The 26502-nt window shown below is 71.1% G+C and carries 28 protein-coding genes and 1 pseudogene; 13 read left to right on the top strand and 16 right to left on the bottom strand.

Features of this window, described 5'->3' with window-relative positions; genetic code table 11:
* Nucleotides 1–105: 105 nt before the first annotated feature.
* Complete coding sequence (locus HHX35_RS40205; RefSeq protein WP_182903839.1) at nucleotides 106–654, bottom strand: TetR family transcriptional regulator C-terminal domain-containing protein; 549 nt, start codon at nucleotides 652–654, stop codon at nucleotides 106–108.
* A 379-nt stretch (nucleotides 655–1033) separates the two neighbouring features.
* Between HHX35_RS40205 and rox the strand changes: the two genes are divergently transcribed.
* Nucleotides 1034–2458 carry a rifampin monooxygenase gene (gene rox, locus HHX35_RS40200; RefSeq protein ID WP_220506455.1) on the top strand — a complete coding sequence of 475 codons (1425 nt, stop codon included), beginning with the start codon at nucleotides 1034–1036 and terminating at the stop codon, nucleotides 2456–2458.
* 276 nt (nucleotides 2459–2734) lie between these two features.
* Here the strand turns inward: rox and HHX35_RS40195 are convergent, their stop codons facing one another.
* From HHX35_RS40195 to HHX35_RS40175, 5 genes are all read right to left on the bottom strand, one after another.
* A complete protein-coding gene (locus HHX35_RS40195) occupies nucleotides 2735–3427 on the bottom strand; it encodes a hypothetical protein (RefSeq protein WP_182903837.1) in 693 nt (230 codons plus the stop codon).
* A gap of 665 nt (nucleotides 3428–4092) precedes the next feature.
* Complete coding sequence (locus HHX35_RS40190) at nucleotides 4093–4758, bottom strand: response regulator transcription factor (protein ID WP_310739634.1); 666 nt, start codon at nucleotides 4756–4758, stop codon at nucleotides 4093–4095.
* Nucleotides 4755–6716: a sensor histidine kinase gene (locus HHX35_RS40185; protein ID WP_182903836.1), complete on the bottom strand. Its 1962-nt coding sequence runs from the start codon at nucleotides 6714–6716 to the stop codon at nucleotides 4755–4757. The genes HHX35_RS40190 and HHX35_RS40185 overlap by 4 nt, the downstream gene beginning before the upstream one ends.
* A gap of 64 nt (nucleotides 6717–6780) precedes the next feature.
* A complete protein-coding gene (locus HHX35_RS40180; protein WP_182903835.1) occupies nucleotides 6781–7458 on the bottom strand; it encodes a hypothetical protein in 678 nt (225 codons plus the stop codon).
* A gap of 262 nt (nucleotides 7459–7720) precedes the next feature.
* Nucleotides 7721–8482: an SDR family oxidoreductase gene (locus HHX35_RS40175; protein WP_182903834.1), complete on the bottom strand. Its 762-nt coding sequence runs from the start codon at nucleotides 8480–8482 to the stop codon at nucleotides 7721–7723.
* A 242-nt stretch (nucleotides 8483–8724) separates the two neighbouring features.
* Between HHX35_RS40175 and HHX35_RS40170 the strand changes: the two genes are divergently transcribed.
* Nucleotides 8725–9624 carry a helix-turn-helix domain-containing protein gene (locus HHX35_RS40170; protein ID WP_182903833.1) on the top strand — a complete coding sequence of 300 codons (900 nt, stop codon included), beginning with the start codon at nucleotides 8725–8727 and terminating at the stop codon, nucleotides 9622–9624.
* A 24-nt stretch (nucleotides 9625–9648) separates the two neighbouring features.
* Nucleotides 9649–9966, top strand: coding sequence for a transposase (locus HHX35_RS45270; RefSeq protein WP_220506437.1), 318 nt, complete (start codon nucleotides 9649–9651; stop codon nucleotides 9964–9966).
* Here the strand turns inward: HHX35_RS45270 and HHX35_RS40160 are convergent.
* The 7 genes and pseudogenes from HHX35_RS40160 to HHX35_RS40130 form a co-directional block, all read right to left on the bottom strand.
* Entirely contained in the window at nucleotides 9896–10546 is a 651-nt protein-coding gene (locus HHX35_RS40160) for a response regulator transcription factor (RefSeq protein WP_182903832.1), read from the bottom strand. The genes HHX35_RS45270 and HHX35_RS40160 overlap by 71 nt on opposite strands.
* Nucleotides 10543–11796, bottom strand: coding sequence for a sensor histidine kinase (locus tag HHX35_RS40155; protein ID WP_182903831.1), 1254 nt, complete (start codon nucleotides 11794–11796; stop codon nucleotides 10543–10545). Before HHX35_RS40155 ends, HHX35_RS40160 begins: the two co-directional genes overlap by 4 nt.
* 22 nt (nucleotides 11797–11818) lie before the next feature.
* Complete coding sequence (locus HHX35_RS40150) at nucleotides 11819–12550, bottom strand: ABC transporter permease (protein WP_182903830.1); 732 nt, start codon at nucleotides 12548–12550, stop codon at nucleotides 11819–11821.
* A 50-nt stretch (nucleotides 12551–12600) separates the two neighbouring features.
* A pseudogene (locus HHX35_RS40145) lies at nucleotides 12601–13263 on the bottom strand (ABC transporter ATP-binding protein); the annotation flags it as partial.
* The gene (locus HHX35_RS40140; RefSeq protein ID WP_182903828.1) at nucleotides 13260–13619 is read right to left on the bottom strand and encodes a hypothetical protein; all 360 of its coding nucleotides are present in this window, start codon (nucleotides 13617–13619) and stop codon (nucleotides 13260–13262) included. The gene HHX35_RS40140 and the pseudogene HHX35_RS40145, both read right to left, overlap by 4 nt.
* A gap of 261 nt (nucleotides 13620–13880) precedes the next feature.
* A complete protein-coding gene (locus HHX35_RS40135) occupies nucleotides 13881–14360 on the bottom strand; it encodes an FBP domain-containing protein (protein ID WP_182903827.1) in 480 nt (159 codons plus the stop codon).
* A gap of 145 nt (nucleotides 14361–14505) precedes the next feature.
* Nucleotides 14506–15327, bottom strand: coding sequence for an SDR family NAD(P)-dependent oxidoreductase (locus tag HHX35_RS40130; RefSeq protein WP_182903826.1), 822 nt, complete (start codon nucleotides 15325–15327; stop codon nucleotides 14506–14508).
* Nucleotides 15328–15437: 110 nt separating this feature from the next.
* On the opposite strand from HHX35_RS40130, the gene HHX35_RS40125 reads away from it, so the two are divergent.
* Nucleotides 15438–15845 (top strand): helix-turn-helix domain-containing protein, encoded by a 408-nt coding sequence (locus HHX35_RS40125; protein ID WP_310739633.1) that lies wholly within the window; start codon nucleotides 15438–15440, stop codon nucleotides 15843–15845.
* Nucleotides 15846–16007: 162 nt separating this feature from the next.
* On the opposite strand, the gene HHX35_RS40120 is transcribed toward HHX35_RS40125, so the two are convergent.
* A complete protein-coding gene (locus HHX35_RS40120) occupies nucleotides 16008–16421 on the bottom strand; it encodes a hypothetical protein (protein WP_182903825.1) in 414 nt (137 codons plus the stop codon).
* Here HHX35_RS40120 and HHX35_RS44970 point away from each other — a divergent pair.
* The 5 genes from HHX35_RS44970 to HHX35_RS40095 all read left to right on the top strand — a co-directional run bounded on the left by HHX35_RS44970 (nucleotide 16327) and on the right by HHX35_RS40095 (nucleotide 20533).
* Nucleotides 16327–16770 carry a tyrosine-type recombinase/integrase gene (locus HHX35_RS44970; protein WP_310739632.1) on the top strand — a complete coding sequence of 148 codons (444 nt, stop codon included), beginning with the start codon at nucleotides 16327–16329 and terminating at the stop codon, nucleotides 16768–16770. The genes HHX35_RS40120 and HHX35_RS44970 overlap by 95 nt on opposite strands.
* A 742-nt stretch (nucleotides 16771–17512) precedes the next feature.
* Nucleotides 17513–18049 (top strand): hypothetical protein, encoded by a 537-nt coding sequence (locus HHX35_RS40110; protein WP_182903824.1) that lies wholly within the window; start codon nucleotides 17513–17515, stop codon nucleotides 18047–18049.
* A gap of 89 nt (nucleotides 18050–18138) precedes the next feature.
* On the top strand, nucleotides 18139–18447 hold the full coding sequence (locus HHX35_RS40105) for a MiAMP1 family antimicrobial peptide (protein WP_076441895.1): 309 nt from the start codon (nucleotides 18139–18141) through the stop codon (nucleotides 18445–18447).
* A 202-nt stretch (nucleotides 18448–18649) separates the two neighbouring features.
* Nucleotides 18650–19240: a DinB family protein gene (locus HHX35_RS40100; RefSeq protein ID WP_182903823.1), complete on the top strand. Its 591-nt coding sequence runs from the start codon at nucleotides 18650–18652 to the stop codon at nucleotides 19238–19240.
* A 243-nt stretch (nucleotides 19241–19483) separates the two neighbouring features.
* Nucleotides 19484–20533 (top strand): DUF418 domain-containing protein, encoded by a 1050-nt coding sequence (locus HHX35_RS40095; protein WP_182903822.1) that lies wholly within the window; start codon nucleotides 19484–19486, stop codon nucleotides 20531–20533.
* 6 nt (nucleotides 20534–20539) lie between these two features.
* Here the strand turns inward: HHX35_RS40095 and HHX35_RS40090 are convergent, their stop codons facing one another.
* Complete coding sequence (locus tag HHX35_RS40090) at nucleotides 20540–21265, bottom strand: NAD(P)H-dependent oxidoreductase (RefSeq protein WP_182903821.1); 726 nt, start codon at nucleotides 21263–21265, stop codon at nucleotides 20540–20542.
* 64 nt (nucleotides 21266–21329) lie between these two features.
* Between HHX35_RS40090 and HHX35_RS40085 the strand changes: the two genes are divergently transcribed.
* From HHX35_RS40085 to HHX35_RS40070, 4 genes are all read left to right on the top strand, one after another.
* Nucleotides 21330–22271, top strand: coding sequence for a sigma-70 family RNA polymerase sigma factor (locus HHX35_RS40085; RefSeq protein ID WP_182903820.1), 942 nt, complete (start codon nucleotides 21330–21332; stop codon nucleotides 22269–22271).
* Between the two features lie 167 nt (nucleotides 22272–22438).
* On the top strand, nucleotides 22439–23236 hold the full coding sequence (locus HHX35_RS40080; RefSeq protein ID WP_220506436.1) for a putative protein N(5)-glutamine methyltransferase: 798 nt from the start codon (nucleotides 22439–22441) through the stop codon (nucleotides 23234–23236).
* 82 nt (nucleotides 23237–23318) lie between these two features.
* Complete coding sequence (locus HHX35_RS40075) at nucleotides 23319–24203, top strand: fructosamine kinase family protein (protein WP_182903819.1); 885 nt, start codon at nucleotides 23319–23321, stop codon at nucleotides 24201–24203.
* A 114-nt stretch (nucleotides 24204–24317) separates the two neighbouring features.
* Complete coding sequence (locus HHX35_RS40070; protein ID WP_220506435.1) at nucleotides 24318–25274, top strand: phosphotransferase family protein; 957 nt, start codon at nucleotides 24318–24320, stop codon at nucleotides 25272–25274.
* 15 nt (nucleotides 25275–25289) lie between these two features.
* Here the strand turns inward: HHX35_RS40070 and HHX35_RS40065 are convergent, their stop codons facing one another.
* Nucleotides 25290–26477 carry an alpha/beta hydrolase gene (locus tag HHX35_RS40065; RefSeq protein WP_182903818.1) on the bottom strand — a complete coding sequence of 396 codons (1188 nt, stop codon included), beginning with the start codon at nucleotides 26475–26477 and terminating at the stop codon, nucleotides 25290–25292.
* Nucleotides 26478–26502: the final 25 nt, after the last annotated feature.

Genomic DNA, 26502 nt, shown 5'->3' with positions numbered 1-26502 from the left:
CCTTCACCGGCTGGCACCGCCATGTCACCCTGGTCTCCGCGGCTCACCTGTTCCTCACCGAACTCCGCTTGACCAGCCCAAAAGCAACTGGGGCGGCCTGACCTTCTACAAGATCCTGCACATGCTCGAGGTGTTATTGGCTACCTGGACAGGCCGATGCCCCACCTGCCGCCAACGACCACCATGACGACCTAACAAAGTCCTACTAGTGGGAAAACCATCAAGAACGGCGCGCACGCCGGCCAGCAGGACGCCCGCCTCGGCGCCGGCCCGCGAGCGCAGAGTGACCGCACAGGCCTGCGGGGTCAGCGCTTCGGCGGCCGCCCCCAGATCCAGACCGGCCCGGAGCTGGCCCTTCGTACGCGCGGCCTCCAGCGCGGCGCGCATCGCCGCCCGCAGCGCATCGTGGTGGCGCTCCAGAATTTCCCGGATCTCCGGCAGGCCACCGTTCGACGTGGCGTGGGTGTTGGCGACCAGGCAGCCCCAGCGAGCGTGGAAGCCTGAACGTCGCGCCGCCACCAGCCGCTCGAAGAACGCGGCGATGGCCGGCAGGCCGCGACTGTCGGCGGCCTCGGGTTCCGGGCGGCGGCGCAACTCGTCGAAGCAGCGGGCGCCTCGTGCCGCCGCGACGACGGTCCGCACCTCGCCGACCACATTCCTCACCCGTTGCCAGCCTCTCGACGGCTTCCCGGACCGTCGACCGTGACCAGCCGGGCCGGTGATCAGGGGCGGGAAAAGGGGTGGGCGGGATCGCATCGGGCTGGTAGCTTGCACGTGACCGTGACACCGCCCGAGGAGGTGAGCCCCATGAACGCTGTATCGATGTGGGTGCTCCCCCTTCCCGTCACGGCCGGCGATTGATGTAGGTGTCGCCGGGAGCGCCTCGACACCAAGGCACTCCCGAAAGGCAACACCTATGGACTCTCTGCAGTTCCCCGCCGAGCCGCCGTCGAACGATACGGTCGAGCGCGACTTCACCGTGGGCGACGTCCTCGGACTCCGGTCGCCGGCCTCCGACGCCGATCGCGCGCCCATGTACGACGTGATCATTGCCGGATGCGGGCCGACTGGCGCGATGCTGGCCGCCGAACTGCGGCTGCACGACGTGCGGGTACTCGTTCTGGAGAAGGAAACCGAGCCCAAGTCGTTCGTCCGCATAGTCGGCCTGCATATTCGCAGTCTCGAGCTGATGGCGATGCGCGGACTGCTGGAGCGCATTCTCCAGCATGGAAGACAGCGTCCGGCCGGCGGTTTCTTCGCCGCCATCACCAAACCCGCGCCCAAGGGCCTCGATTCCGCGCACGCCTATCTGCTGGGCATCCCGCAGCCGGTCATCGAACGCCTGCTCGAAGAACATGTGATCGCCCTGGGTGCGCAGGTCCGGCGCGGTTGCGCGGTGGCCGGTTTCGAGCAGGACGACGACGGTGTGACCGTCGAGCTGGCCGACGGGGAACAGCTGCGTTCGCGCTATCTCATCGGCTGTGACGGCGGTCGCAGCACGGTGCGCAAACTGCTCGGCGTCGGCTTCCCCGGCGAGCCCGCGCGGACCGAGACGCTGATGGGCGAGATGGAAGTGGGTGTACCGCAGGAGGAGATCACCGCCAAGGTGACCGAAATCAGCGAGACCCATAAGCGATTCTGGCTCCGGCCCTTCGGCGAAGGGGTCTACAGCGTCGTCGTCCCCGCCGCGGGAGTCAGCGACCGCGCACAACCGCCCACCCTCGATGATTTCAAACAACAGTTGCGCACCGTCGCCGGAACCGATTTCGGCGTGCACTCCCCGCGCTGGATGTCCCGCTTCGGGGATGCCACCCGGCTGGCCGAACGTTATCGGGTCGGGCGGGTGCTGCTGGCCGGCGATGCGGCACACATCCATCCACCCATCGGCGGACAGGGCCTCAACCTGGGCGTTCAGGACGCATTCAACCTCGGCTGGAAACTGGCCGCACAGATCCGCGGCTGGGCGCCCGAAACGCTGCTGGACACCTACCAGGCCGAACGTCATCCGGTCGCCGAGGACGTGCTGGACAACACCCGCGCCCAGATGGAACTGCTGTCCACCGAACCGGGCCCGCAGGCCGTGCGCAGGCTGCTCACCGAACTGATGGACTTCGACGAGGTGAACCGCTTTCTGATCGAGAAGATCACCGCGATCGGCATCCGCTACGACTTCGGCGAAGGCCCCGACCTGCTCGGCCGCCGCCTGCGCGACATCGATGTGAAGCAGGGCCACCTCTACGGTCTGCTGCATCGCGGCCGCGGCCTGCTGCTGGACCGCACCGAACGCCTGACCGTCGGCAGCTGGTCAGACCGGGTCGATTACCTCGCGGATTCCACTGCGGAACTGGATGTCCCGTGCGTCCTGCTACGCCCCGACGGCCACGTCGCCTGGATCGGCGACGATCAACAGGACCTGGACGACCACCTCTCCCGCTGGTTCGGCAGGCCCGCCAACTGATTTCGGTCTGGTTTGACAAGCGGCACGGTTTTCCAAGATCGAAAGCGTCGGCCTAGACCGACCATCGGAAAGCCGTGCCCGGTCGACGTCTTCCCCGATCGATGTCGCCTTGGCCCGTCCACGGCAGAGCGGGACGATGAAGGCGACGAGCAGCATGCCCAGACGCGGGGCGCTTCATGACAGGCTCCGCCCCGTCTCCTTGAAGGGTTCGGAGACGGGGCGGATGCATGTGGTCCCTTTGGCACTCGACGTGCCAATCTGCGTGTCAGAGCAGCGTCACACGTTGGAGCACGCCTTCCAGTGGATCGGGACGCGCGTCGACCACGGTCCGGAGTTCTCGCGCACTTGCACGTAGGCGTTGTACGGCTTGGCGAACGTACCGCCTCCGCACAGCGGGTTGCCGGTGTCGATGCTGTAGTTGCCTCCGGGGTCCTTGCCCGCCCCCGCGTACACGATCTTGCTCCAGACGGTCGCGCCGTCGGCCACGATCTTGACGGCCACCCGCGCGCCGGAGGTGAGGTAGTAGCCCCGGACGCCGACGGTGTAGTAAGACGACTCGTTCGTGGTGGAGCAGGAGTCGCCGTCGCAGCTCGTCGAATCCGGATCGTGCCGGGTCCTCGTCATGATCACCCAGGCGAGCCGGTACGGCGCGGCGTCGTTGTCCACGCGCGCCTGGGTGCGCGAGCTCGGCACGACGCACCGGAAGTCGCCCTGGTACGCCTCACGCCAGACGAAGCCCTGGGTGCAGGCGTGCCAGACACCCGTGGCGTTCTCGCGGGCGGTGCGGTCGCGAACGGCCGGGGTGACGCACACGTGGTCGCTGTTCTGGGCTCCGCGCCAGACGTACCCGGTCCTGCAGGTGTCGGGCGATGCCCCCGCCCTCGACGCTGCGGCGGGCGACGCGCCGATCGCCGTCACCGCCAGGAATCCCGCGATAGTGATTCCCCATGCCTTGGCCGATGTCTTCATGGGTTTGTCCTCCAATGTGTGGTGTGTGCGTGATCACGTAGAGCGATCGGGGTCGCGCAGCCCGACCAGCACCTGACCGACCGCTCCCGTGATCTCGATCGGGATGGCGATGGCCAACTATTCGGCGATCCGCGAGACTGCGCCTGCGACGCGGGAGGCGGTGCGGATGTCCATGATCTGTCTCCTGTGGAAGTGGCTGGTGTCGTCGCCGCTTCTCACAGTCGCCGTCCTCGATCCCGGGCAGCAGAGCCCGAGGTCCCGGCGCATCCGGGATTCTCGCCTCACACAGCAGGAACCGAGCGGTTCCCGTCCGGTCTATGACGCGTCCAACAGCCGGCGGCCTGGCCGGCCAACCCGAGGTCGCGGGCGGTGAGCGGGCCGGGAGTTGCTGTATATGGCGATAGCTCCCTCGTGGACACGGTCTCCGTGACCACCGTGCTGGAGTGAGCTACCAGGCGGGAGACGTCCTTTATCGGGACATCCTGAGCCGACAGCAACGAGACAAAGCTGTGCCGTAGCTCCCGTTGAGCCCTGACCTGTCGAGCGCCAGAGCCGCTATCAGTCCAGATCAGGACGTTTCGCGGCGGCGCCTGTGCGGCCAAGGGCGTTCGGTGCCCAGCGGGCAGGCGGAGCACCTGCGTATGCCCCTGCGGCTGCCCCCTGTCTCACCTCCCAAGCCGGTCCTGTGGCACCGAGCCCATCCCGGCGTCACGCGCCCGCGCCACGGCCGCCGCCCGGTCGGCGACGTGCAGCTTGGCGAAGATGTTCGACACGTTGTTGCGCACGGTCTTCTCGGTCACTCCGATGCACAGCGCGATCGTCCTGTTGTTCGCGCCCGTCGCCATGAGCGCGAGGATGTCGCGCTCGCGGCCGGTGAGGTTGGGGAAGGGCGTCACGGTGGCGCCGGCGCCGACCGCGAAGAACTGGGTCAGGCGCGCGGCGACCGCGGAACCGAAGATCACCTCTCCCCCCGCGACCACGAGGATCGAGCGCAGGATGGTCTCGGGTTCGGCGCCCTTGAGGACGTAACCCCGGGCGCCCGCGCGCATCGCCGCGAAGATCGAGGCGTCCTCCTCCACCATCGTCAGCACCAGCACGGCGACCTCGGGCAGCGCGGCGACGATCCTGCGGGTCGCCTCGACGCCGTTGAGACCCGGCATCCGCAGGTCCATGACGACCACGTCGGGGCGCTGCTCGAGCGTGACGGCCACGGCCTCGTCGCCATCGGCGGCCACCCCGGCCAGCTCGGTCTCGGCCGCGTCGCAGATGAGCGACCGCAGCCCCTCCCGGAACAGCGGATGGTCATCGGCCACGACGACTCGTATCGTCACAGCGCCTCCTCGAACAGCGGGAACTCCGCGCGCACGAGCGTCCCGCACGGGTCACGCCGGCTCACCACGCACAGGCCGCCGAGCTCCGCGGCCCGCTCCCGCATGGAGTTCAGACCGACGCCCGCGCGGTATCCGTCCGGCAGGCCGGCGCCGCCGTCGGCGACCGACAGCTCCAGGCGGCTGTTCACCGCGAGCTGAACCGACACCGGCGTTCCCGGCGCGTGGCGCGCCGCGTTGGTCAGAGCCTCGACGGCGATGCGGTACGCCGCCACCTCCACTGCGGCGGGTAGCGACGGGAGCGCCTCGGGAACGTCGATGCTCGCCACGCCCAGCCGTACCGCCTGTTCGCGTACGGCCCCGGCCAGGCCCAGCTCGTCGAGGATTGGTGGCCGCAGGTCGTAGACGAGGCGGCGGATGTCGTCGACCGCCGACTCGGTGGCCTCGCGGAGCCTGGCCAGCAGTTCCGCGACAGACCCGTCCGGCGGCGTGGCCCGCCGCACCGTGTCGATGCCCAGCGCGATGCCGGCGAGCGTGGGGCCGAGCCCGTCGTGCAGGTCGCGGCGCAGCCGCCGCCTCTCCTCTTCGCGCGTCGTCACCAGGCGCTGCCGCGACGACTGCAACGCCTGGGTCAGCACCACCGCGCGGGCCGCCACGGCCACCTGCTTGGTCAGGTCCGCGAGCAGCCGCCGCTCGTCGGCCGAGAAATCGCCGCCGCTGCGGGTCTGCAGCATCAGGTGCCCGATCGTCTCTCCGGCGAAGGGCAGCGGCAGCGCCTGCGTCTGGCCGGGAAGCGGGCGCCCGTGACGGCACAGCACCTCGCCGCCCGCCTCGATCGCGACGTACGGCAGGCGAAGGGCCTCGGCGACCGTACGGACGGCGGCCGGGAGGATGTCCTCGGGCGCCCCGGCCGCGTCCAGCCGGTCGCCGAGCCGGGCGAACGCGGCGGCCGGATCGTCCCGGAGCCCGTAGACGAGCTGGTTGATCCGGCGTTGCACCAGGTCGCGCAGCGGCAGTACGGCCAGGGCGGCCATGACCGCGGCGATCACCTGCGGTACCGGCCCGCCGAAGACCAGGCCGAGCGAGACGACCGCGACGAGGTAGACCGCGACGAGCGTCAGGCTCAGGAACCCGTACACCAGCGCTCGGTTGAGCACTGCCCGGGTGTCGAACAGCCCGTGCCTGGCGATGCCGATCCACGCCGCGGCTCCGACCGCGATCGCCGCGCAGTTCTCCAGGACCGCGATGGGCGCCGTGTCTCCGGAGGTGAATCCGGCGATCACGCATGCGAGGTAGGAGGCGGGCACGACGAACGACACCCGCGCGGCCGTGCGCAGGGCGGGTGCGTACGGGCCGGTGTCGCGCCGGGCGAAGCGCCACAGCGAGATGCAGGCCAGCAGGCTGAGCGGCCCGACGAGCAGGATGCTGATCACCAGCCCGTCCGCGCCCGGCACCGCTATGGGGTTGTGGAGCCCCGGCACCTCCACCGAGTCCGGCGAGAGCAGCGCCCACACCAGCAGCACGAGCAGCTCGACGGCGAAGACCCGCCCGAGCACCCGCCGGCGCCGCGTGTCCAGGCGGCGGTCGGGGAAGAGCAGGATCCCGAAGGTCGCCATCACCGGGACGCTGAGCAGGGAGAACGGTGTCTGCGCCAGGGAGATCCACGATGCCGCGTCGACCCTGCCGATGTGCGCCCCGACGTCCGCGGCGGCGTTGAGCGCGGCCGCGACCGGCGCAGCCGTACCGGAGACGAGGAAGATCCAGCCGGTACGGCTGCGCGGTCGCGTGCGCAGGATCGCCGCGCCGACGAAGGCGACCGCCAGGTACACCACCGCGGTTACCGAGATAAGGATCGACAGCCAGCTCAGCCGGCCGGTGCCGATCAAGGCCGCGCCGGCGGCGGCGAAGAGCACGGCCAGCGTCACCGTGGCCGAGACGACGGGTCTGAGCTTGGAAGCCATCAGTGTCGATTGTGGGCCAACGGCGGGTCGCCGGGAAGCCGCCTCCTGGTCAGCGATCACGGGTCTAGGCCGCGACGGGCTCGGCCGCGGCCTTGCCCGCCGGCAGGTCCCACTGCTCGTTGGGAGTGCGCAGGATCGCGGCAGCCACGGCCACGGCGCTGACCAGCAGGAAGATGCCGGAGATCGTGTCGACGACCGGGCTGATCGCGTGCCCGACGACGTGCCCGACCGGGTAAGCGACGAACACCGCGGCGACCCAGGGCGCGACCGCTCGGGAGCGCCACAGCCCGACGCCGAGAACAATCATGCCGATCGCGTGCCCGAGGACGAAGGCACCCACGAGCGTGCCGTACACCGGATCGCCGTTCATCCTGTCGATCAGCGCCGCCGCGCCTGCCTGTTCGGCGAGCTGGGAGCCCTGGTAGAGCGCGATCTGTCCCGCGCCGATGCTCATGGCGCCGGCGATCCAGCCGAGCGCCGACAGCCCGCCGCCGACGAAGGCCAGGCGCGGCGCACCGCGGCGGGCCAGCCGGGCGGCGTAGATCACCCCGGGGACGATCAAGATCACGGGAATGAGGACGAGGTTCGACAGCACCGCGAGAGCGGAGTGCTGCGCGTAGTCATGGAGTTGGGCCGCGATCGGGGCGTTCTCGTCGGTGATCTCGATCGGGATGGCGATGGCCAGCGATCCGACGATCAGCGAGGCTGCGCCTGCGACGCGGGAGGCGGTGCGGATGTCCATGGTCTGTCTCCTGTGGACGTGACTGGTGTCGTTGCCGCTTCTCACAGTCGCCGTCCCCGATCCCGGGCAGCAGAGCCTGGGGTCCCGGCGCATGCGGGATTCTTGTCGCCTGCCACGTCAGCACCCGAGCGGTTCCCGTCCGGCCCATGACGCGGCCGACAGCTGCGGGCCCGCAGCTACTCCACCACCGTGTGGGCCGCGCGCCGAGTCCGTCGCTGAGGATGAGGCCGCCGCGTATCGACGCCCCGAGCGGCTGTCGTGCCTACTGACGGCTTGGGAGCATCGCGAGCGCCTGCGACCGCTGGGCGACCAAATCGGCGTAGGTGCCGTCGCGCTCGGCCCACCGGTGCATCAGCACGCCCTCAACGAGGATCTCGCGCGGAGTGGGGTTGGTCTGGAGCAGGTCCATCACCTCGGTGGCGAACTCGGCCAGGTCGAGCGCGCGGGGATTGCGCTGAGCCTGCTCCGGCGTGGTGGCGACAGCCGGGGGGACGAGTTCAGACACCTCGATGCCTGTGCCGTCCAGTTGCGCGCGCAACGCCTCGGAGTAGGCGTGCACCCCGGCCTTCGAGGCCGCGTAGGTCGGCATGAGCGGGAACGGCAGGAACCCGATACCCGAGGTGACCGTGATGATGGTTCCGGCGCCGCGCCCGACCAGATGCGGGGTGAACGCGTCGATGACGCGGATGGTGCCCAGGAGGTTGGTGTCGATCATTTGCTGTGCGGCACCGAAGTGCGAGGGATCGCGCAGGTCCTCAGGGATCCCAATCCCGGACATCGTCACGATCGTGTCGAGGCCCGGGTGGCTGCGGAGGATCGCGTCGCGGGCACGGTCGACGCTGACCTGGTCGGTCACGTCGATGGGAACGGTGTCGAACCCCTCAGCTGCGAGTTGGGCGAGCAGGGCGGCTCGTCGGCCGCCGACGACGACGGAGCTGCCGGCCGCGGCGAACCGGCGAGCGAGCTCGAGACCGATTCCCGAGGTGGCGCCGGCGATGAAGACGGTGCGGTTGGTGATGTCCATTGATTGCTCCTGCTCAGGGCGCGCCGGTCAGCGACAAGCCGGTGGGCGCGGTCGATGAAGTTCTGGGCTCCGGTTCCCGTCGGTCGCGTCACCCGGACGGGAAAACAGGCCGTTGCCGCCCGCCTGGGCGCGCGGCGACACCTTCAGTGTTGATCCGTTCTCCGGCTGGAGGCAGTGCCCCCGTCTTCCGGGGCCCTGTCAGGGCCCCCTTGGCCGGGAGAGCCCGAAATACGATGGCGAATATGAGCGACGACGACCGCGCCAACCTGCTCGGCGGCTACCTGCGTGCCCGGCGGGCCCTGGTCACCCCGGAGCAGGCCGGGCTCGCGCCGGGTGCAAACCGCCGCGTTCCGGGGCTTCGCCGTGAAGAGGTCGCCATGCTCGCGGGCATCAGCGCCGACTACTACCTGCGGCTGGAGCGCGGCCGCGACAAGAATCCCTCATCGCAGGTCCTCGAGTCGCTCGCGCGGGTCCTGCACCTCGACGAGATCGAACAGGAGTACCTTCTCGGCCTGACCGCCGCGCGCCCCAGGCCTCAGCGGCGTAGGAAGCCCGAACGTGTCCCCCCACGGTTGCACCAGCTCCTGGCGAGCCTGCAGGTTCCCGCCTTCGTGGAGGGGCGCGCGTTCGACGTGCTCGCGTCCAACCGGCTCGCGGTCGCGTTCTCTCCGCGCCTCCAGCCCGGGTACAACCGTCTGCGGTCGCTGCTGCTCGATCCCGAGGAGCAGGCGTTCCAGCAGCAGTGGACGCGCTCCACGGAAGGATTCGTCGCCGCCTTCAGGAAGTCCGTCGGGGACGACATCGACAACCCGCGGTTCGTGGAACTCGTGGGCGAGCTCGCCCTGTCGAGCGAGCGCTTCCGAACCCTCTGGGCGCGCCACGACATCCGCAACCTCGAGGGCGGCACCACTACCGTGAACCATCCCGTCGTCGGTGAGCTGCGCCTGCACCGAGACAAGCTCCCGGTAGACGACCTGCTCCTGGTCCTCTACTACGCCGATCAGGGCAGCGAGAGCGACGAGAAACTACGCCTCCTCGCCTCCATGGCCCGGACAACCCCCACCCGGACGGGCGTCGAATCACAAACGGCTGAACTGAACAGCCATCTCGACACCCACGGTGACCTGACCGTCGAGCATTAGCGTGTTCCTCAGCCTCGGCGGGACATGCCGGAGTGCTACGGCTCCTGGCAGGCGGTGTACGCCCTGTTACGCCGCTGGCAGCGGGCCGGTGTCTGGCAGGAGATCCTCACCCGGCTGCAGGCCCTGGCCGACGCCGCCGATATGGCCGGCATCCCCGTCCCCCGGCTCGGGCCTGGCCGGCCCCGCACCCGACCCGAGATCGGAATCATGCGGGGCACTGCGTACAACGACGGGGTCCCGGCGACGCTGCCGACTTCCGACGGCACCCCTGTCACGGACGCTCGGGAGCAGCGAGCAGGCCGCGGTTGTAACCCTCCGCGACCGCTGCCGCACGGTCGTTGACGTCGAGCTTCGCGTAGATGTTGAGCAGGTGCGTCTTGACCGTGGCCTCGGTGATGAACAGCCGGGCGGCCGCCTCCCGGTTGGTGTGGCCGGCCGCGACCAGGCGCAGCACCTCCAGCTCGCGCTGGCTCAACGGGCCGGTCGACGGGGCCGGGGTGCGCAGCCGGCTCATCAGGCGGGCGGCGACCGACGGGGAGAGCGCGACCTCGCCGCGAGCGGCCGAGCGTACGGCGCGCAGCAACTCGTCCCGCGGCGCGTCCTTGAGCAGGTAGCCGATGGCGCCGGCCTCGATCGCGGGCAGCACGTGGCTGTCCGTGTCGTAGGTGGTCAGCACCAGCACCCGGGCCGGCACGCCGCGCCGGGTCAGCTCGCCGATCGCGGTGACGCCGTCCATGCCGGCCATCCGCAGGTCCATCAGGATCACGTCCGGCCCCAGCACCTCCGCCAGCCGGACCGCCTCCGCCCCGTCCGCCGCCTCGCCGACCACGGTGAACTCGGGGTCGCGGGCGAACATGCTGCTCAGCCCGTCCCGTACCACCGGGTGATCGTCGACGATGAGCAGCTTGATCGGGTCACTCACGAACGCACCTCCGGCGCCTCGGCGGGCAGGCAGGCCGAGATCCCGGTCCCACCACCCACCTCCGATTCGATCTGCAACGTGCCCGACAACGCCTCGATCCGCTGCCGCATCGCCACCAACCCGAAGCCCCCGTCGCGCTCGATCTGGGTGGTCGGGTAGTCGAAGCCGCGGCCGTCGTCGCGGACGTCGAGGGCCACCTGCCGGTCCATGTAGGAAAGGGTGAGACCGACGCGGGTGGCGGTGCCGGCATGCTTGGCGACGTTGGCCAACGCCTCTTGGGCGACCCGCAACAGGGCGACCTCGGCCTCCGGGCGCATCGTGCGGGGCTCGCCGGTGACGGTGACCTGGGCCGGGATGCTGTGGCGGGCCGACCACTTGGCCGCCACCTCGGTGATGGCGTCGGCGAGGCGGCCGGTCTCGAGCGGCTCCGGGCGCAACTCGTTCACCGAGCGCCGCGCCTCGGTCAGGCTCTCCCGGGCCAGCGAGGTCGCCGCCGCGTGGTGCCGACGCCACGCGGCCGGATCGTCGGCCGCGTGCTCGGCGGCCTGCAACTGGGTGACGATGCCGGTCAGGCTCTGGGCCAGCGTGTCGTGGATCTCCCGAGCCATCCGGGCCCGCTCGTCCAGGACGCCGGCCGCGCGGGCCTGCTCGACCAGCCGTTCCTGCAGCGCCGCGTTTTCGGCCAGCGCCGCGGCCAGCCGAGCGTTGGCCTCCCGGGCCTCGCGCAGCGCCGCCTCGCGGGAGGCGTAGTACCGCGTGCCGATCTCGCCCATCCAGGCCACCAGGCACATCGGCGCGATGTTGACGACCAGGATCCCCAGGTACTCGAGGCGGCCGATCCAGGAGCCGGGGTCCAGGCCGGCCGACTGTGCCGTGCCGGCCACCACCGCGGCGCCGGCGATGAAGTACAGCTCGCGCGGCCAGCCGATGATCCGGTACGCGTAGAAGTACAGCACCGGCGTGTAGAAGCCGAACCACGGGTTGCGCAGGACCATGACCAGGCCGAACAGAATCAGGCCCGCCAGGAAGACGCCCATCACACCGATCCGGTCGCGCCACGCCGGACGCAGCGTGAAGAGCGCCAGGCTCCACACCGCGGCCGCCGCGCAGAGCGCGAGGTCGATGGCGAGGGAGCCCGGCTGGTCGTGCTTGAAGGCGATGGTCAGGGCGGCCATGACGGCCAGCAGCACGTACGGGACCACGGTGACCATGGGCCGGAACCGTTGTTCCCAGCCCGCCGGCCCGGCCATCTGCCAACTCTGCATCGCGTACCTACTCCCAGCGGAACAATCTAGCCGCCGCCACGGCTGCCCCGGCCGCCCATGCGAGCAACGTGACCAGAGCGAGCCAGTGCGGCCAGCGCCCGTTCGTCGCGTCCTGCATCGCGGTGACCGCGGCGCCCATAGGGGTGGCCTGGCTGATGTGCCGCAGCATCGCCGGCATGGTCGGGATCGGCAGGAACAGGCCGCCGAGGAAGACCAGCGGGTAGAAGACGACGGCGCCGAGCGCGTTGGCCGCCCGCCCGCCGGGCGCGGCCGCGGTGACGAGCAGGCCGACGGCCATCAGCGCGAGCGCCGCCAGCAGCGTGGTCAGCAGGAAGCCGGCCATCTGCCGGGGCAGCACCACCCCGAACGCGAACCGCGCGACCAGCAGCAGCGCGGCCACCGCGACCGCGGCGGTCAGCAGCATGACGATCAGCTGCGCGGCCAGCACCCGGACCGGCCCGACCGGCGTGGTCCGCAGCCGCCGCAGCACGCCCTTCTCGCGGTAGCCGGCGAGCACCGGCGGAAGCACGTTCAGGGCGAGCATGGCCAGGGCAAAGGCGATCAGGATGGGTACGTACGTGTCCAGGAGCGTCAGCCCGCCGAGGTCGGTCCTGTGCTCCTTGTAGAACGGCAGGTTGCCGAAGATGATCAGCAGGAGCAGCGGCAGCCCGACGCCGAAGGCCGGCCCCGACCTCTCCCGTAGGAAGAGCTTCAGCTCGGTCATCGTCAGCGTGGTCATGAGGCCCTCCCGGTCAGCGCTACGAACGCGTCCTCCAGCGTGGGTTGCCCGGCGCGCTGGACGAGCTCGGCCGGCGCGCCGGTGACGAGCACCCGGCCGGCGTCGATCACCGCGAGCCGGTCGCAGAGGCGTTCGGCCTCCAGCATGAAGTGGGTGACCAGCACAATCGTGACGCCGGCGGCGCGGACGCCGGCGATCAGATCCCACGTGTCCCGCCGGGCGTGCGGGTCCAGCCCGGTGGTGAGTTCGTCGAGTACGGCGTTCCGGGGCCGCCCGATCAGCGCGAGCGCGATGGCGAACCGCTGCTTCTGGCCGCCGGAGAGTTTCCCGTACGGTGTCTTCTCCCGCCCGGCCAGGCCGAGCCGCGCCAGCAACTCCCCCGAATCGGCCGGGTCCGGATAGAACGACTGGTAGAGCCGCATCGCCTCCCCCACCCGCAGCCGCTCGGGCAGCCGGCTGTCCTGCAGTTGCACGCCCACCCGCCGGGTCAGCTCGGCGTGATCGCGCCTCGGGTCGCGGCCCAGCACGCGGATCCGGCCGCGGTCCGGCGCCCGCAGGCCCACGAGGCACTCCACGGCCGTGGTCTTCCCGGCGCCGTTGCGCCCGAGGATGCCGAAGATCTCCCCCTGCCTCACAGTGAACGAGACGTCATCCAGGGCCACCGTGCCCCCGTAGCTCTTGTGGAGGTTCTCCACCTCGATCACCGCACTCACGGCCGGACCGCCCGGCGCCGGTTGATCTGCACGACCACGGCCAGCAGGAGCAGGCCGCAGATGCCCTGCTCGAACTTGAGCCAGAGCGGGAACGTGCCGGGCAGCGCGATGATCACCACGATCGCGACCAGCATGACCGCAGTGACGACGCGCAGCCGCAGCAGCATCCGGCGGTCGCCGCGGGCCGCCCGGACCGCGAAGAACAGCGTGAGCAGCGAGGAGGCGGCGACGATGGTGCTGCGGATCCAGACCGCGGTGGTGACCATCGTCGCGTCGTGCCGAAACACGATCACCGCCACCAGTGTCAGCAGGCTGACCGCGGCGTACCCGCTGATCAGCCAGACCACATTGCGCATGTCGGTTGCCTCCGTCTCTTCGTTGCCTGACGGGAATCAGCGTCGCAACGGAGGCACCCCCTGCGGATCGCCCGATCTCCCGAGCGGGCGGTGGAATCGGCCGCTCGCCCACGTGGTGGAGCGACTCCACCGATCGGTGGAGTCGGGGGCGTTCAGGCAGGGCGGGATCGGCAGGTCGAGGTCGAGACGGGCGCGGTTCCAGGAGCCCGGCGGCGCGGCCGCCTCGGCGTACTCAGGAGGCCGCGCGTGTGAAAGCGGCGGTCACGCGGTCACCTTCTGGAGGAAGTCGCTCACGTTGACCGCGGTCCTGCTGATCTTCTCTTCGAGCGTGAGCGACTCGGGCATCCGCCCGCCGGGCCCGACGTCCTTCTTGCCCCGCAGGTAGAGGGAGCAGGCCAGGTCGGTGCAGATGTAGGCGCCAACGGAGTTGCCGCCGGTGCGGCGGGCGGTCATCAGCGACACCCCGTCACCGGTGTGCGTGGTCAGGCAGAGCGAGCACATGCTACGCCGTACATGTCCGGCATTGGAGGTGGCTCGTCGTAGTGCCACCCCCACCAGACGGTCACCCTGCTCGGCGACCAGGTATGCGCGACCCGGCGAGGAGAGATCCTGCCAGCCCAGGAAGTCCAGGTCGTCCCAGGGCCGCACATCCAGGTCCCTCGGTACGGCAAGGCGTTTGGCCTCGCCCTTGGTGCAGTTGACGAACGAGGCGCGGATCTCGCGCTCGGCAATTGGCCTCATAGGCCCGAACCTACCGATGGCCGGTTTTTGAGGCAATCGATTATGTATCCTCCTAGGAGTCCTAGGCAGGCCGGCATGTGTTCGCCGGCGCCATCGCCCACCGGCCCGAGCAGGATCGGCCTTCGAGGAGGCCGCCTATTGGAGCTCAGGTGTTGGCACAGCAACGGCCGCGAAGCGGGGCAGGCTCGTGCAGAGCAACGAGAGATCGCGGCAGGCCGTCCAGCAACTGGCTCAGCAGCGGGTATCCGCCGTCGACGGGGATGATCTGGCCGGTGACCGCGGCGAACGCGCCGTCTACGAGCGCGGCGATCGGGCGAGCCAGGTCCTGAGGCCGCAGCATGCTTCCGGTCACCGACCGGTCGCCGAAGTGGCGCCGGACCTCATCGGTGAACACCTCAGCAGTGGCATCGGTGCCGACCCCGCCAGGGGCGACGGCGTTGACGGTGATGCCGTCCGCTATGGCCGCGCCGGCGACCTGCAGGGCGAAGGCGTTCACGGCGGCCTTGGCTGTGGAGTGGGCGGCACTGCCCATGATCAGCTCGGCCGCGGTGGCGGAGACGTAGACGATCCGGCCGGACCGCCGGCGGCGCATGATCGGCAGTACCTTCCGGGTCAGGTGGTAGACCCCGGCCAGCTCGGCGTTCACCTTGGCCGCGAACGCCGCCCACGGCACGTGCTCCAGCGGGCCGAACGGCGGCGCCGCGGTGTTGGCGTTGCCCACCAGTACGTCGATCCGCCCGTGCTCGGCGATCACCCGGTCCACCAGCGTGGCCACCTGGCCCTCGTCGGTCACGTCGGCCCGGATCGCCTGCGCGGCGCCGATCTGCTTGACCAGCAGCTCCGCGGACTCGGCGTCGCGCAGATAGTTGACGATCACGTGATAGCCGAGCCGGCCCAACTCGCGCGCGGTCGCGGCTCCGATTCCCCGGCCGGCCCCGCTGACCAGTGCCACCTGCTTGCTGTTCATCCGTCTCTCCTGGCTCGTAGTACGAAGACACGAGAGACGCTAGGTTTTGGGCTTACTCATTGTAAGTACGTACCCCAACGTAAGCCCATGGGACAGCGGTAGGTGAGCAGGTGGACGAGAGCGACGCCCGGTGGATCAGTGACACGTTTCACAGCGGCTGTCCCGGGCGGGAGGTGATGGAACATGTCACCGGACGGTGGGTGCCGCTGATCCTGGCCGCCTTGACGCCTGGGCCGATGCGCTTCTTCGAACTGCGCGAGCGCATCGAGGGCATCAGTGAGAAGATGCTCTCCGCCAAGCTGCGGACCCTGGTCCGCGACGGGCTGGTGGAGCGCACTGTGGAGCCGACCACTCCGCCGCAGGTCAGCTATGAGCTGACCGAGCTGGGCCATGGCCTGTCCCGCCCGTTCGGCCAGCTGGTCCGCTGGATTTCGGCGCACACGCCCGAGGTCATCGCGGCCCAGCGGCGCTATGACGACAGCCTGAACCCCGCGAGCCGGACGATTCTCAGTCCGTGATGCGGATCGCGGCGAGTTGGTGGCCACGCTGTCCGGCGAGCAGGCCGAGATGCCGCCGTCCTCGTCCCCGAGCCCGGTCACCTCGCCCGCGGGACGGCCGTCCGCGTGCATCGTGGCGTAACGCACCGCCCGGCCCTCGCGTGGCCCCGCCTCCGCGTACCTTCATGCGGCCTCCCCGCGACCGGCCCGCAGGCCGGTGAGCACCTGCGCCCTGGCGGCCGTGCCCGCGACGACGGTCCATCCCCCGGCCGACACCGGCCAAGGGCACGACGGGGCGCATTCCTCCAGCTGAGCGGCGTCGCGGCCGGTGGCAGGGTCGAGGATCGTCATCCGATCCTCGTGCGCGACCGTCACGGCGCCCGCCGACAGGCGGAAGTCACGGCTCTCCGGCAGGCTCCTGCCCCAGCGCGACCGGCCGGTGCCGGGGTCGAGGGCGAGCAGCGTGGTCAGCCCCTCGCAGGTCTCGAGCACGACCACCTGCGTGCCGTCCGCCCCCGAGAGGCCGGGCGCACCGCATCCGGCGGGCGGCCGCCACCTCCACCGCGTCGCACCGGTCCCCGGGTCCAGCCCTTCCACCCGGCCGTCGGACAGCGACCACGCGGGCAGCGCGCTGCCGTCACCTCCTGGCTCATCTGGTGCCAGACCTCGGCGGCCCGCCGCCGCCGACATCTGCCCGCACACCGGCCGCGCCCGCCTCGGCTACGACCGCGCCCGCGTCCTGCTGGAGAAGTACGCCGGCCTCGACCTCCACCAGCTGCGCCACTCCGCCGCCACCCACCTCGGCGAGGCCGAAGCACCGCTGCAACTCATCATGGGCAAGACCCGCCACAAGAACCCGCGCACCGCCATGCGCTACGTCAAGCCTGGTGCTGAGGCCATCGCCAAGGTCATCGAGGTCCTGGCACCCCGCCGCCGTACCCACTGACCAACAAAGTGGCGGCTGGCCGAAGCTGTAGGAGTTCCGGGGCTATCACGAAGCGAAGAAGCAGTGGGTCGCTACCGCTAATTTCCGCACTCAGCCTCCTCGAAGGCCGATCGCAAGGACCTCGGCCGCCTGCCGGCCCGCTTCGCCGACGACGTCACGGATCACCTGCGTCACGGATCACCTGGCCACCCTCGAGGAGACGTGAGCGGCAGGTGATCGTCGTGGCTCCGCACAGAGAGGCGGGGCCCGCTCTCTGGGGTCGGGCCCCATTCGCTCGCAATGAGCAATGGCCGCGAGCGTGGCGGTATGAGCTTTCCGGCCGCGCCTGTGCCGGTACGACGCGAGAACGTGGATTCACACTCGGGGGTCGCGCTCCTATCGCCGGAAGTAGCCGGACGGCTCCTTTCCGGTCATCATTCGCGAGCGCCGCTTTCCCTTCGCCTTCCTTATTATCCTCACTGCCCCAACGTCCAACATATGACGATATGTGCTGGTAAAACGAGGTTATCGAGAAGGTCGTTGACAGCCAGAGAAAGGCGCGTCATTTTATCTAGGGAGCGATCCGGAAATTTCCGAGAAAGTCGCTCCTTTTTCCTTCCGGGCGAGTGAAAGGCCAGAACCGATTCGGGGGCGTTCGCACCCTGTCGCCATCGTCACCCAATGGAGGAATTCGCACATGGAAACGCGCCCGCCGGCTCCGCCCGGAGCCAGGTCTATCGGCATCGACACGAGGAGAGACGCCATGACCAACGAGAGATTCCGGATGCCTTCGCTCGTCCTGGCCGCCGTGGCCGCCCTCGCCGTGGCCGGGCCGGCGGCCGCGGCGGCGAGCCCGGCCCAGGCACGGCCGCTCGCGCTCGTGCAGTGCCAGGGGACCGAGTCCGACGCCTACGACCCGGGAGTGGTCTTCCAGCCCCGCGACTTCGAGATCACGACCACCGGCCGGTTCACCTCGTGCCTCGGCGGAGGCGACGTGACGAGCGGGTCCTACGACGAGCGCTTCACCATCCACGCCGGCTGCAACGACCTGCTCGACGGTTTCCAGAGCGCGCGGACCGTCACCTGGAACACCGGGCAGGCCAGCGTCATCGAGGGCACCGGCAGCAGCACCGCCGTCGCCGGGCAGGTCGTCACCACGTTCACCGGCACCGTCACCGCGGGACCGTTCACCGGCCGGTCCGCGGTGCAGGTCGTCACCCTCCCCCAGCCGGGACTGCTGAAGTGCCTCACCACGGGCTTCACCGGAGCGACGGGGGTGACGACGCTGACCATCACCTGAGCTCCCCATGCGCACTAGGTGACGGGCCGGACACTCTCCGTTATCATTCGATTACTAAGAGTAGAAGTTCGGCCCGCCCAAGGAGCGTCATGAAAAGGTTCGTCCTCGTCCCCGCCCTGACGGCCGCGACAATCGCGATCAGCGCCGGCGCCGCCTACGCCTCCCAGTACGTCGCCTATGAGGGACCCGGCTTCAGCGGCAGGTCGGTGGTCATCGACCGCTGCGGCGTGTCCAACATCCCCTTCCACGGGTCGTACCGCTGGTACGGCGACGGCCAGAGCGGCCGGATGTACAACCAGCCCGACGCGCAGGGCGTGGCCCACTTCACGCTCGCCGCCGACAGGAACGCGGAGCAGAGGACTCCGGTCGGCTGGAAGAGCATATTCATCGTCTGCTGACCCCGGCTCCGCCACGCCCCGTCCCCGGCACCCGCCGGGGGCGGGGCGTTCCGCGTTGCAGGAGGACCACCGCCTCCCGGCCGCGCCCCGGCTGGGCCCCGGCTGGGCCATGCCGACGATCGCTCCCACCGTCGCGCGGCTCGACGCCCGTGCCGGAGAAACGCCGATGCGTGCTGCCGGCGCGGGCTGAAAGACTGCGTGGATGATCGCATGGGAACCGAAGAATGATCTGCACCGCTATTTGCAAGCCGCCCGCGACGCTCTGCTGTGGAAGCTCGACGGGCTCTCCGAGTATGAGATCCGCCGCCCGCTGACCCCCACCGGCACCAACCTCCTGGGACTCGTCAAACACCTCGCGGGGGTGGAGGCGGGCTACTTCGGGGAGACCTTCGGGCGGCCGTTCGGCGAACCGCTGCCGTGGATGGAGGACGACGCCGAGGACAACGCGGACATGTGGGCCACAGCGGACGAGTCGCGCGACGACATCGTCGGGCTGTACCGCCGGGTATGGCAGCACGCGGACAGCACGATCGCCGCGCTGGCGCTCGACGCGACCGGCCGCGTGCGGTGGTGGCCGGACGAGCGGAGCGAGGTGACGCTGCACCAGATCCTGGTGCACGTGATCGCCGAGACCAACCGGCACGCCGGCCACGCCGACATCGTCAGGGAGCTCATCGACGGGGAGGCCGGGATGCGGGACGGCAACCTCAACCTGCCCTCCGGCGATCAGGAGTGGTGGGAGAGCTACCGGAACCGGCTGGAGCAGACGGCGCGGCAAGCCGGCCAGAACTGATCGCGTTTCGCGCCACTCGGATCGTCGCGACGGCCGGGAGCGCCTTGTCGGCGCCCGGTGACGTGCCGGGCGGCCCGCCCCAGCGGGACGAGGGGCGTCGGGGCGCGCCGCCGGCCTGGCCGTACCCGAGGACGCCACGCTGGGTCCGGCCTCCGGAACCGGCCGGAAGTACGGTCGCGGGCGGCGCGAACCATGCTTCCGGCCGATAACGACAGGGGGCCGCCGCCCGCAGGATGAGGCCCCATGCATCCTGAGAACGCCACCTCCCCCGCCGTGCGCCTCCGGCCCGGCGAGCCCGGCCACGCCACCACCTCGGCGGGCCGCCCGCGCATCGCCGCGCTCGACGTCGTACGCGGGTTCGCCTTGTGCGGGATCCTGCTCGCCAACGTCCAGCCGATCGCCGCGACCGGCGCGTTCGTCGCGCCGTCCACCCCCGGGGGAAGTGAGGCCGCCTGGCTGGGCCTGCTCGTCGAGCAGCGTTTCTTCCCGATCTTCTCCCTGCTCTTCGGCGTCGGGTTCTCGCTGCTGCTGGACTCCGCGGCCGCCCGCACCGCCCGCCCGCGCGTGGTCCTGCTGCGCCGGCTCCTGGCGCTGCTCGCGCTCGGCGTGGCGCACTTCGTGCTGCTGTGGCACGGCGACATCCTGAGCACCTACGCCGTCATCGGCCTGCTGGTGCTGCTGCCCTCGACCTGGCTGCCCCGCCTGGCCGTCGCCGCCCTCGCTCCCGCGTTCATCGCGCTGTCGCTGCTCATCGGAGGCGACCGCTTCGCCCTGATCGCCGGGCTGTTCCTGCTGGGCTCGGCACTGGTCCGGTACGGCGTGATCGACCGGCTGGAGCGGTCGGCGCGTGTGCCGGCCACGCTCGGGCTGGTCCTGGCCGCCACCGCGGCGCCCGTGCTGTGGCTCCAGACCCGGTTCGACTCGGCCGACCGCGGCTTCAGCGTCTCCCTGGCCGGGGCCGGACTGCTGATCGCCGGGGTGTACGTCTGCGCCCTGCTGCTTGTGCTCAGGACCCCGCTGCGGCCGGTGCTGCGGGCCGTGTTCGCGCCGCTCGGGCGGATGGCGCTGACCAACTATCTGTCCGCGACGGTCCTCGTGCTGGCGGCGGGCCGCGCCCTCGACGGCCCGCCGGACACCTGGCCGGCCCCGGCCGTGCCCCTGATCGCCGGCGTCATCCTCGCCGTCCAGTGGGTGTGGTCCACCCTCTGGCTGCGCCGCTACCGGCAGGGCCCGCTGGAGTGGCTGTGGCGCTGGGCTACCTGGGCCCGCCGCCCGCCCCTCCGCCGCGAGTAGACGACGTCACGGTCGCGAGCCGAGAGCCTGCGGAAACGCCCGATCACCCTCCCCTTCCCCGGCCAGCGCGCTCACCGCGGCGTACGCCTCGGCGAGTGACCTGTCGCCCAGCTCCCGGAAGCGGGCCAGCGCCGGGACGTCCCCGGCGCGGGTCATCTCGGCCTGCACGACGTGCAGGTTCTCCTCGGCCACCCCGAGTTCGCGGAAGTACGTCCGCAGGTAGGGCGTCTGGAAGTCGAAGCCCTCCCGCGGGGTGCCGGGACCGTAGGCGCCGCCCCTGGCGGTGACCACGACCACCCTCGTGCCGCGCAGGCGGCTGCTCTCCGTGGCGGAATCGACATACGCCCCCGGGAACGTCACCCGGTCGATCCACGCCTTGAGCGCAGCGGGCACCGTGAAGTTGTACATCGGGACGCCGACCAGCACGGTGTCCGCCGCCAGCAGTTCCCTGATCAGCGGCAGCGTCAGCGCCCATTCGCGTTCCTCGGCCGGGCCGGTGGCCATCGCGGCCACCCGCGCGAGCGGGACGACCCCGTGCCGCTCCACCCGGCGGCCGAGCGTCGTGTAGGCGTGGGACACCAGCGGCACGGGGTCGGCTGCCAGATCCCGGTAGCGGTACCCGATCGTGCCGTTCCGCCGGCACCAGACGTCGGCGAACGACGCCGTCAGCCGCCGGGTGACCGAATCGCCCGCGAGGCTCGCACTGGAATCGACATGCAGCAATGACGTCACCTGTCACCTCTCCTGCCTCGTGTACGTCATGGTGGTGACGAGGCACGCGGGGGAAAGGTGACCGATGGGCGAGCACGACGGGCTGGCGGAACTGTTCGAGACGCACCGTCCTCATCTGCGCGCGGTCGCCCACCGCATGCTCGGCACCGGGGGCGAGGCCGACGACGCCGTCCAGGAGACCTGGCTGCGGCTGAGCCGCTCCGACGTCGGCGGGGTCGCCAACCTGGGCGGATGGCTGACCACGGTCGTCTCCCGCGTGTCCCTCGACATGCTGCGCGCCCGGGCCGCCCGCCGGGAGGAGGCCGCGCCGCGGCCTTACGACCAGGCGCGGGACGACCAGGCAGTGGACAGCACGGTGTGGAACGGCGCAGTGGGGAACGGCGCGGGCGACCCCGAGCAGGAGGCCGTGCTGGCCGACTCCGTGGGCCGGGCGCTGCTCGTCGTGCTGGACACGCTGACTCCCGCCGAACGGGTCGCGTTCGTGCTCCACGACGTCTTCGCCGTGCCGTTCGACCAGATCGGTCCCATCGTGGGGCGGTCGCCGGCCACCGCCAAGAAGCTCGCCAGCCGGGCACGTCACCGGCTGCGGGGCAGGCCGGAGACCACCGGCGCGGAGGCCGTGCGGCACCGGCGCGTCGTGGACGCCTTCCTCACCGCCTCACGCGAGGGCGACATGGACGGGCTGATGGCGGTGCTGGCGCCCGGAGTGGTGCGCCGGGCCGATCCGGCCGCGTTGCCGCCGGGTGTGCCGGCGGTGGTGCGCGGTGCGGGGGCGGTCGCGCGGGAGACCGTCGTCCTCGGCCGACGGGCCCGGTTCGCCGAACCGGCGCTCGTCAACGGGGCCGTGGGCGTCGTGGTGGCGCCGCGCGGCCGGCTGCTGCTCGCCCTCGCCCTGGCGGTCGAGGGCGAGCGGATCACCGAGATCGACGTGGTGGCCGACCCCGCGCGCCTGCGCGCGCTGGACCTCGCTCTTCTGGACCTCGCTCCTGTGGGCCAGGCCGTGTGAGGGGCGCGCCTACGGCCTGGTGTAAGGTGCCGATCACGGCGGCGACGACACGAGGAGGTGAGCCCCATTACCGCTGAACACGTCGGGTGCTCCCTTCTCCCCATGCGTACGGTCGCGTAGAGACAGACGACCGCGGGAGCGCCCTCGGCACTCCGAAAGGCTCTCCCTTGTCACTGTCCTTCTCCCCCGCTCTTCCCTCGATCGTGGCCCGGCTGCGGGCCGCCGGATGCGTGTTCGCCGAGGACGAGGCCCGTCTGCTGGCCTCCGCCGCACGTACGCCCGCCGAGCTCGACGACATGGTGGACCGGCGCGCCCGCGGCCTGCCCCTGGAACACGTCATCGGGTGGGCCGAGTTCTGCGGCCTTCGGCTGGCCGTCGATCCGGGGGTCTTCGTGCCCCGGCCGCGCACCCGGTTCCTGGTCCGCCAGGCCGCCGCACTCGCCCGGCCGGGCGCCGTCGTCGTCGACCTGTGCTGCGGCTCGGGTGCGATGGGCGCGGCGCTGGCCGCCGCCGCGGGGCCGGTGGAGTTGCACGCCGTGGACGTCGACCCCGCCGCCGTGCGCTGTGCCCGCCGCAACCTCGCCCAGGCGGGCGGCAGGGTGTACGAGGGCAACCTGTACGCGGCCCTGCCGGCCGCGCTGCGGGGCCGGGTGGACGTCCTCGTCGCCAGCCCGCCGTACGTGCCCACCGGCGCGATCGGGCTGTTGCCGCCGGAGGCGCGCGAACACGAGCCGCAGGTCGCGCTCGACGGCGGCCCCGACGGGCTCGACGTCGTACGGCGGGTCGTCGCCGGGGCGGACCTCTGGCTCGCGCCGGGCGGCCATCTGCTCGTGGAGACGAGCGAGAGCCAGGCGGAGGAGACCGCCGAGGCTGTCGCCCGCGCCGGGCTCGCCGCCCGCCTGACACACGACGAGGAACTGGACGCGACCGCCGTGATCGGAACCCGGCCGAGCCCCGCTCACTGAGCGCCCACGGAGACGCAAAACCGGCTGATCGGCTCGGGGTGCCCTTGTCCAGGCCCTCGGGGAGTAGTAGAGGAGCATACCCGTGACAGACGCGACGTCCTTCCTGCTGGAACGCCTGCATGCGGCCGGCCTGACCGACGTCGTCGCGGTCGAGCCGGCCACTGGGGGCCTCGCCGCGACCGCCGGGCTCGCGCGCCGCGGTGACGGCACGTCGGTGTTCGTCAAGGCGTTCGGCGAGCCGCCGTCGGACGACGCCTTCGCCGCGGAGGCCGAAGGGCTCACCGCGCTGCGCGAGGCGGGCGGCGTCGCCACGCCCGAGATCATCCTCGCGGACCGCGACCTGCTCGTGCTGACCGTACTGCAGCCCCGGCCGGGCACCGGGGCCTTCTGGGAGCGGTTCGCGCATGTGCTCGCCCACCTGCACACCACCACGCGGCACCCCCGATTCGGGTGGCACCGGGACAACTGGCTGGGCCGTCGCCGGCAGGTCAACGCCTGGGATGACGACGGGTTCGAGTTCTTCGCCCAGCACCGTCTGCTGCGCTGGCTCGGCGAGCGTCGCGTCCAGGAGGCGCTCGACACCGCGGACCGGGCGGCGCTGGAGCGGCTGTGCGATCGGCTGCCCGAGCTGCTGCCGGTCAGGCCCGCGTGCCTGACGCACGGCGACCTGTGGGCGCTGAACGTCATGGCCACCCCCGACGGACGGCCCGCGCTGATCGACCCGGCCGTGTCGTACACGTGGGCCGAGGTCGACCTGGCACACCTCTGGACGACGGCGCCGCCGCCCGAGGCGCACGTGTTCTTCGAGCTGTACGCCGAGCTGACCGGGCTCGACCGCGGCTGGCGTGAACGCATGCCGATCCTCCAGCTGCGCCAGCACCTGGCCGTGATCGCCCAGTTCGACCCCGACTGGGGCGCCGCCGACCTCGTGCGGGCCACGCTCGCCCCGTTCCGGCGGAGGCCGTGAGCTCAGCCGAGGACACGAGGGACTGCTCCTCGACGTGCAGCAGGCCGCGCAGGGGCGGTCGCCGCGGGAAAACCAGTTGATCGGCTTCGGGCGCCCCCGTCTATCGTCGGGGCCGTGCTATCCGACGTGCGGCTGCCTCAGGCCGAGACCCAGGAGCAGTTCATGGCCGTCCGGCGGGACGAGTCCCGTCTCGGCCCGGCCGTGTCGGCCCTGCTGGAACATCTCGGGCTCGGCGGCGAACGCGTCGAGCGCTTCGCCGACGGGTCGCTGCCGGTCTACGCGGTGGGCGACCGGCATGTGCTCAAGCTCTACCCCGAGGTCTACCTGCCTGAGGAATACGACACGGAGCTGACCGTCCTGCGGGCCGTCGAGGGACGCCTGCCGATCCCGACACCGCGAGTTATGGGGGCGGAGCATCTCGAGGGGTGGAGCTACATCCTGATGACTCGCCTGCGCGGCGAGAGCCTCGCCGGGGCCTGGCCGCACATCCCGCGAGACGACAGGATAGAGCTCGCCGCCGTCGTTGGCGAGACGCTGGCGGCGCTCCACTCCGTCTCCTCCCCCGCCGTCGACGCGGTCGTGGGCCCGCCCGACTGGGACGGCTTCATCCGTACGCGGCGGCAGGAGTGCGTGGCCCACCACCGGGCCGACGGGCTGGACGAGGTATGGCTGGCGCAGATCCCGGGCTTCCTCGACAGCGTCGAGCTCCCGCCGTCCGCGCCCGTGCTGCTGCACACGGAGGTGATGCGCGAGCACCTGAGGGTGGAGCGGGACGGCGACGGCTGGCGGCCGGCGGGCCTGTTCGACTTCGAACCGGCGATGCGGGGCGCGCGGGAGTACGAGTTCGCCTCGGTGGGGCTGTTCTTCTCCTGCGGAGAGCCGGAGATCCTGCGCCGTCTGCTCCTCGCGTACGGCTACCGCGAGTGCGACCTGGGCGAGGAGCTGAGCAGGAGGCTGCTGGCCTACGCCCTGCTGCACCGCTACAGCAGCCTCGCCTGGTATCTGACCCGGCTGCCCGCGCCGCCGCGGCCCACCCTAGACTGCCTGGCCGCGCACTGGTGGGCCTTGTAGGCCGGGGGCGCCGCGCTACCGGCAGGCCGCGGTGCCCGGGGTGCAGAACCGCACCTCGGGGTAGCGCGGAGACGGCTCGTCCAGCAGGGATTGCGGCTTGTGACGCAGGTGCCGGTCGAGGAACGCGCGGACGTACGTGCGGGTGATCTCCGTGGAGCGGGCCGCGGACAGGTCGCCCGGGACGGCGATGCCGAGAGCGCCCACCAGGAGCGGCACATCGGTGAAGGACTGGTGGTCGGCTCCGGGCAGGACGAGCCAGCGCTTCCAGCCGGTCAGAAGCTTCCAGTCGCGGTCCCAGGAGTTGTCGCGGCCCTCGGGCTGGTGTGCGGCCGAACCCATGAACAGGAACGGCCGCGTCAGCCCGCGCTTCGGGATCCGGGCGTAGGTGGTGCCGTCCATGTCGATCCCGGCGCGCACCCGGGAGTCCTTCAGCATGGCCGCCACGGCGCCGGCACCGCCGATCGACTGGCCGGCCATCGCGATCTCGGATGGGTCGATCAGGGAGGATCCCTCCCACTTCGCGTCCGGTCCGGTCAGCTGGTCGAGCACGAAGGAGACGTCGGCCGCGCGGACCCCGGCCACCTTCGTGCCGAAGCCGGGGTCGGTGTCGCTGTCGCACGCGACGCATTCGGCGACCCGCCCGTCCGGGAAGGTCGTCGCGTAGTTCTCGTAGGTGTGGTCGACGCCGGCCACCACATACCCCCTGCTGGCCAGTTCCTCGGCCAGGGCCGTGAGCGTGCTGCGGGGCATGGTGAACCCCGGCGACAGCACCACCAGGGGCAGGCCGCCTTCGCGCCCGGCCGGTTTCGCGTCCTTGAGGGCGTTGGTGCGGGTGCGGCTCAGCACGTCGTACGGCACGCCGGTCACCTTCTTGCCCTTCAGCGTGAGCTCGGACTCCTTGGCGGTCATGTAGGAGGCCCGCGGTCCCTCCCCCGCCTGGGCCGGATACCACAGGGTGACCATGAGCTCCCTGGCCTTCACTTCGGGCACCCACGGGTCGGGGCGGGAGGTGTCCTTCAGATACAGGGTGGTCGCGCCGACCGGATGGGGGCCGGTGGGCGCGGGCAGGGCCGCGGCGCCGGTGGGTGCGGCCGACGGGGAGGTCGCGGCGGCGACGGACCTGGGCGGGGCCGGCGCGGCGCAGGCGGCCGCGGCGAGGACGACCAGCCCGGCGACCGCCAGGTCCTTGACGGCATGACTCATGAAGCGGTCCGTCCTTTCATGCGGC

This window comes from Microbispora sp. H10830 (assembly GCF_014161375.1).
Classification (GTDB): Bacteria; Actinomycetota; Actinomycetes; order Streptosporangiales; family Streptosporangiaceae; genus Microbispora; species Microbispora catharanthi.
Note: the sequence above shows the minus strand (reverse complement) of the source record. Positions and strands in the feature narration are given on the sequence as shown.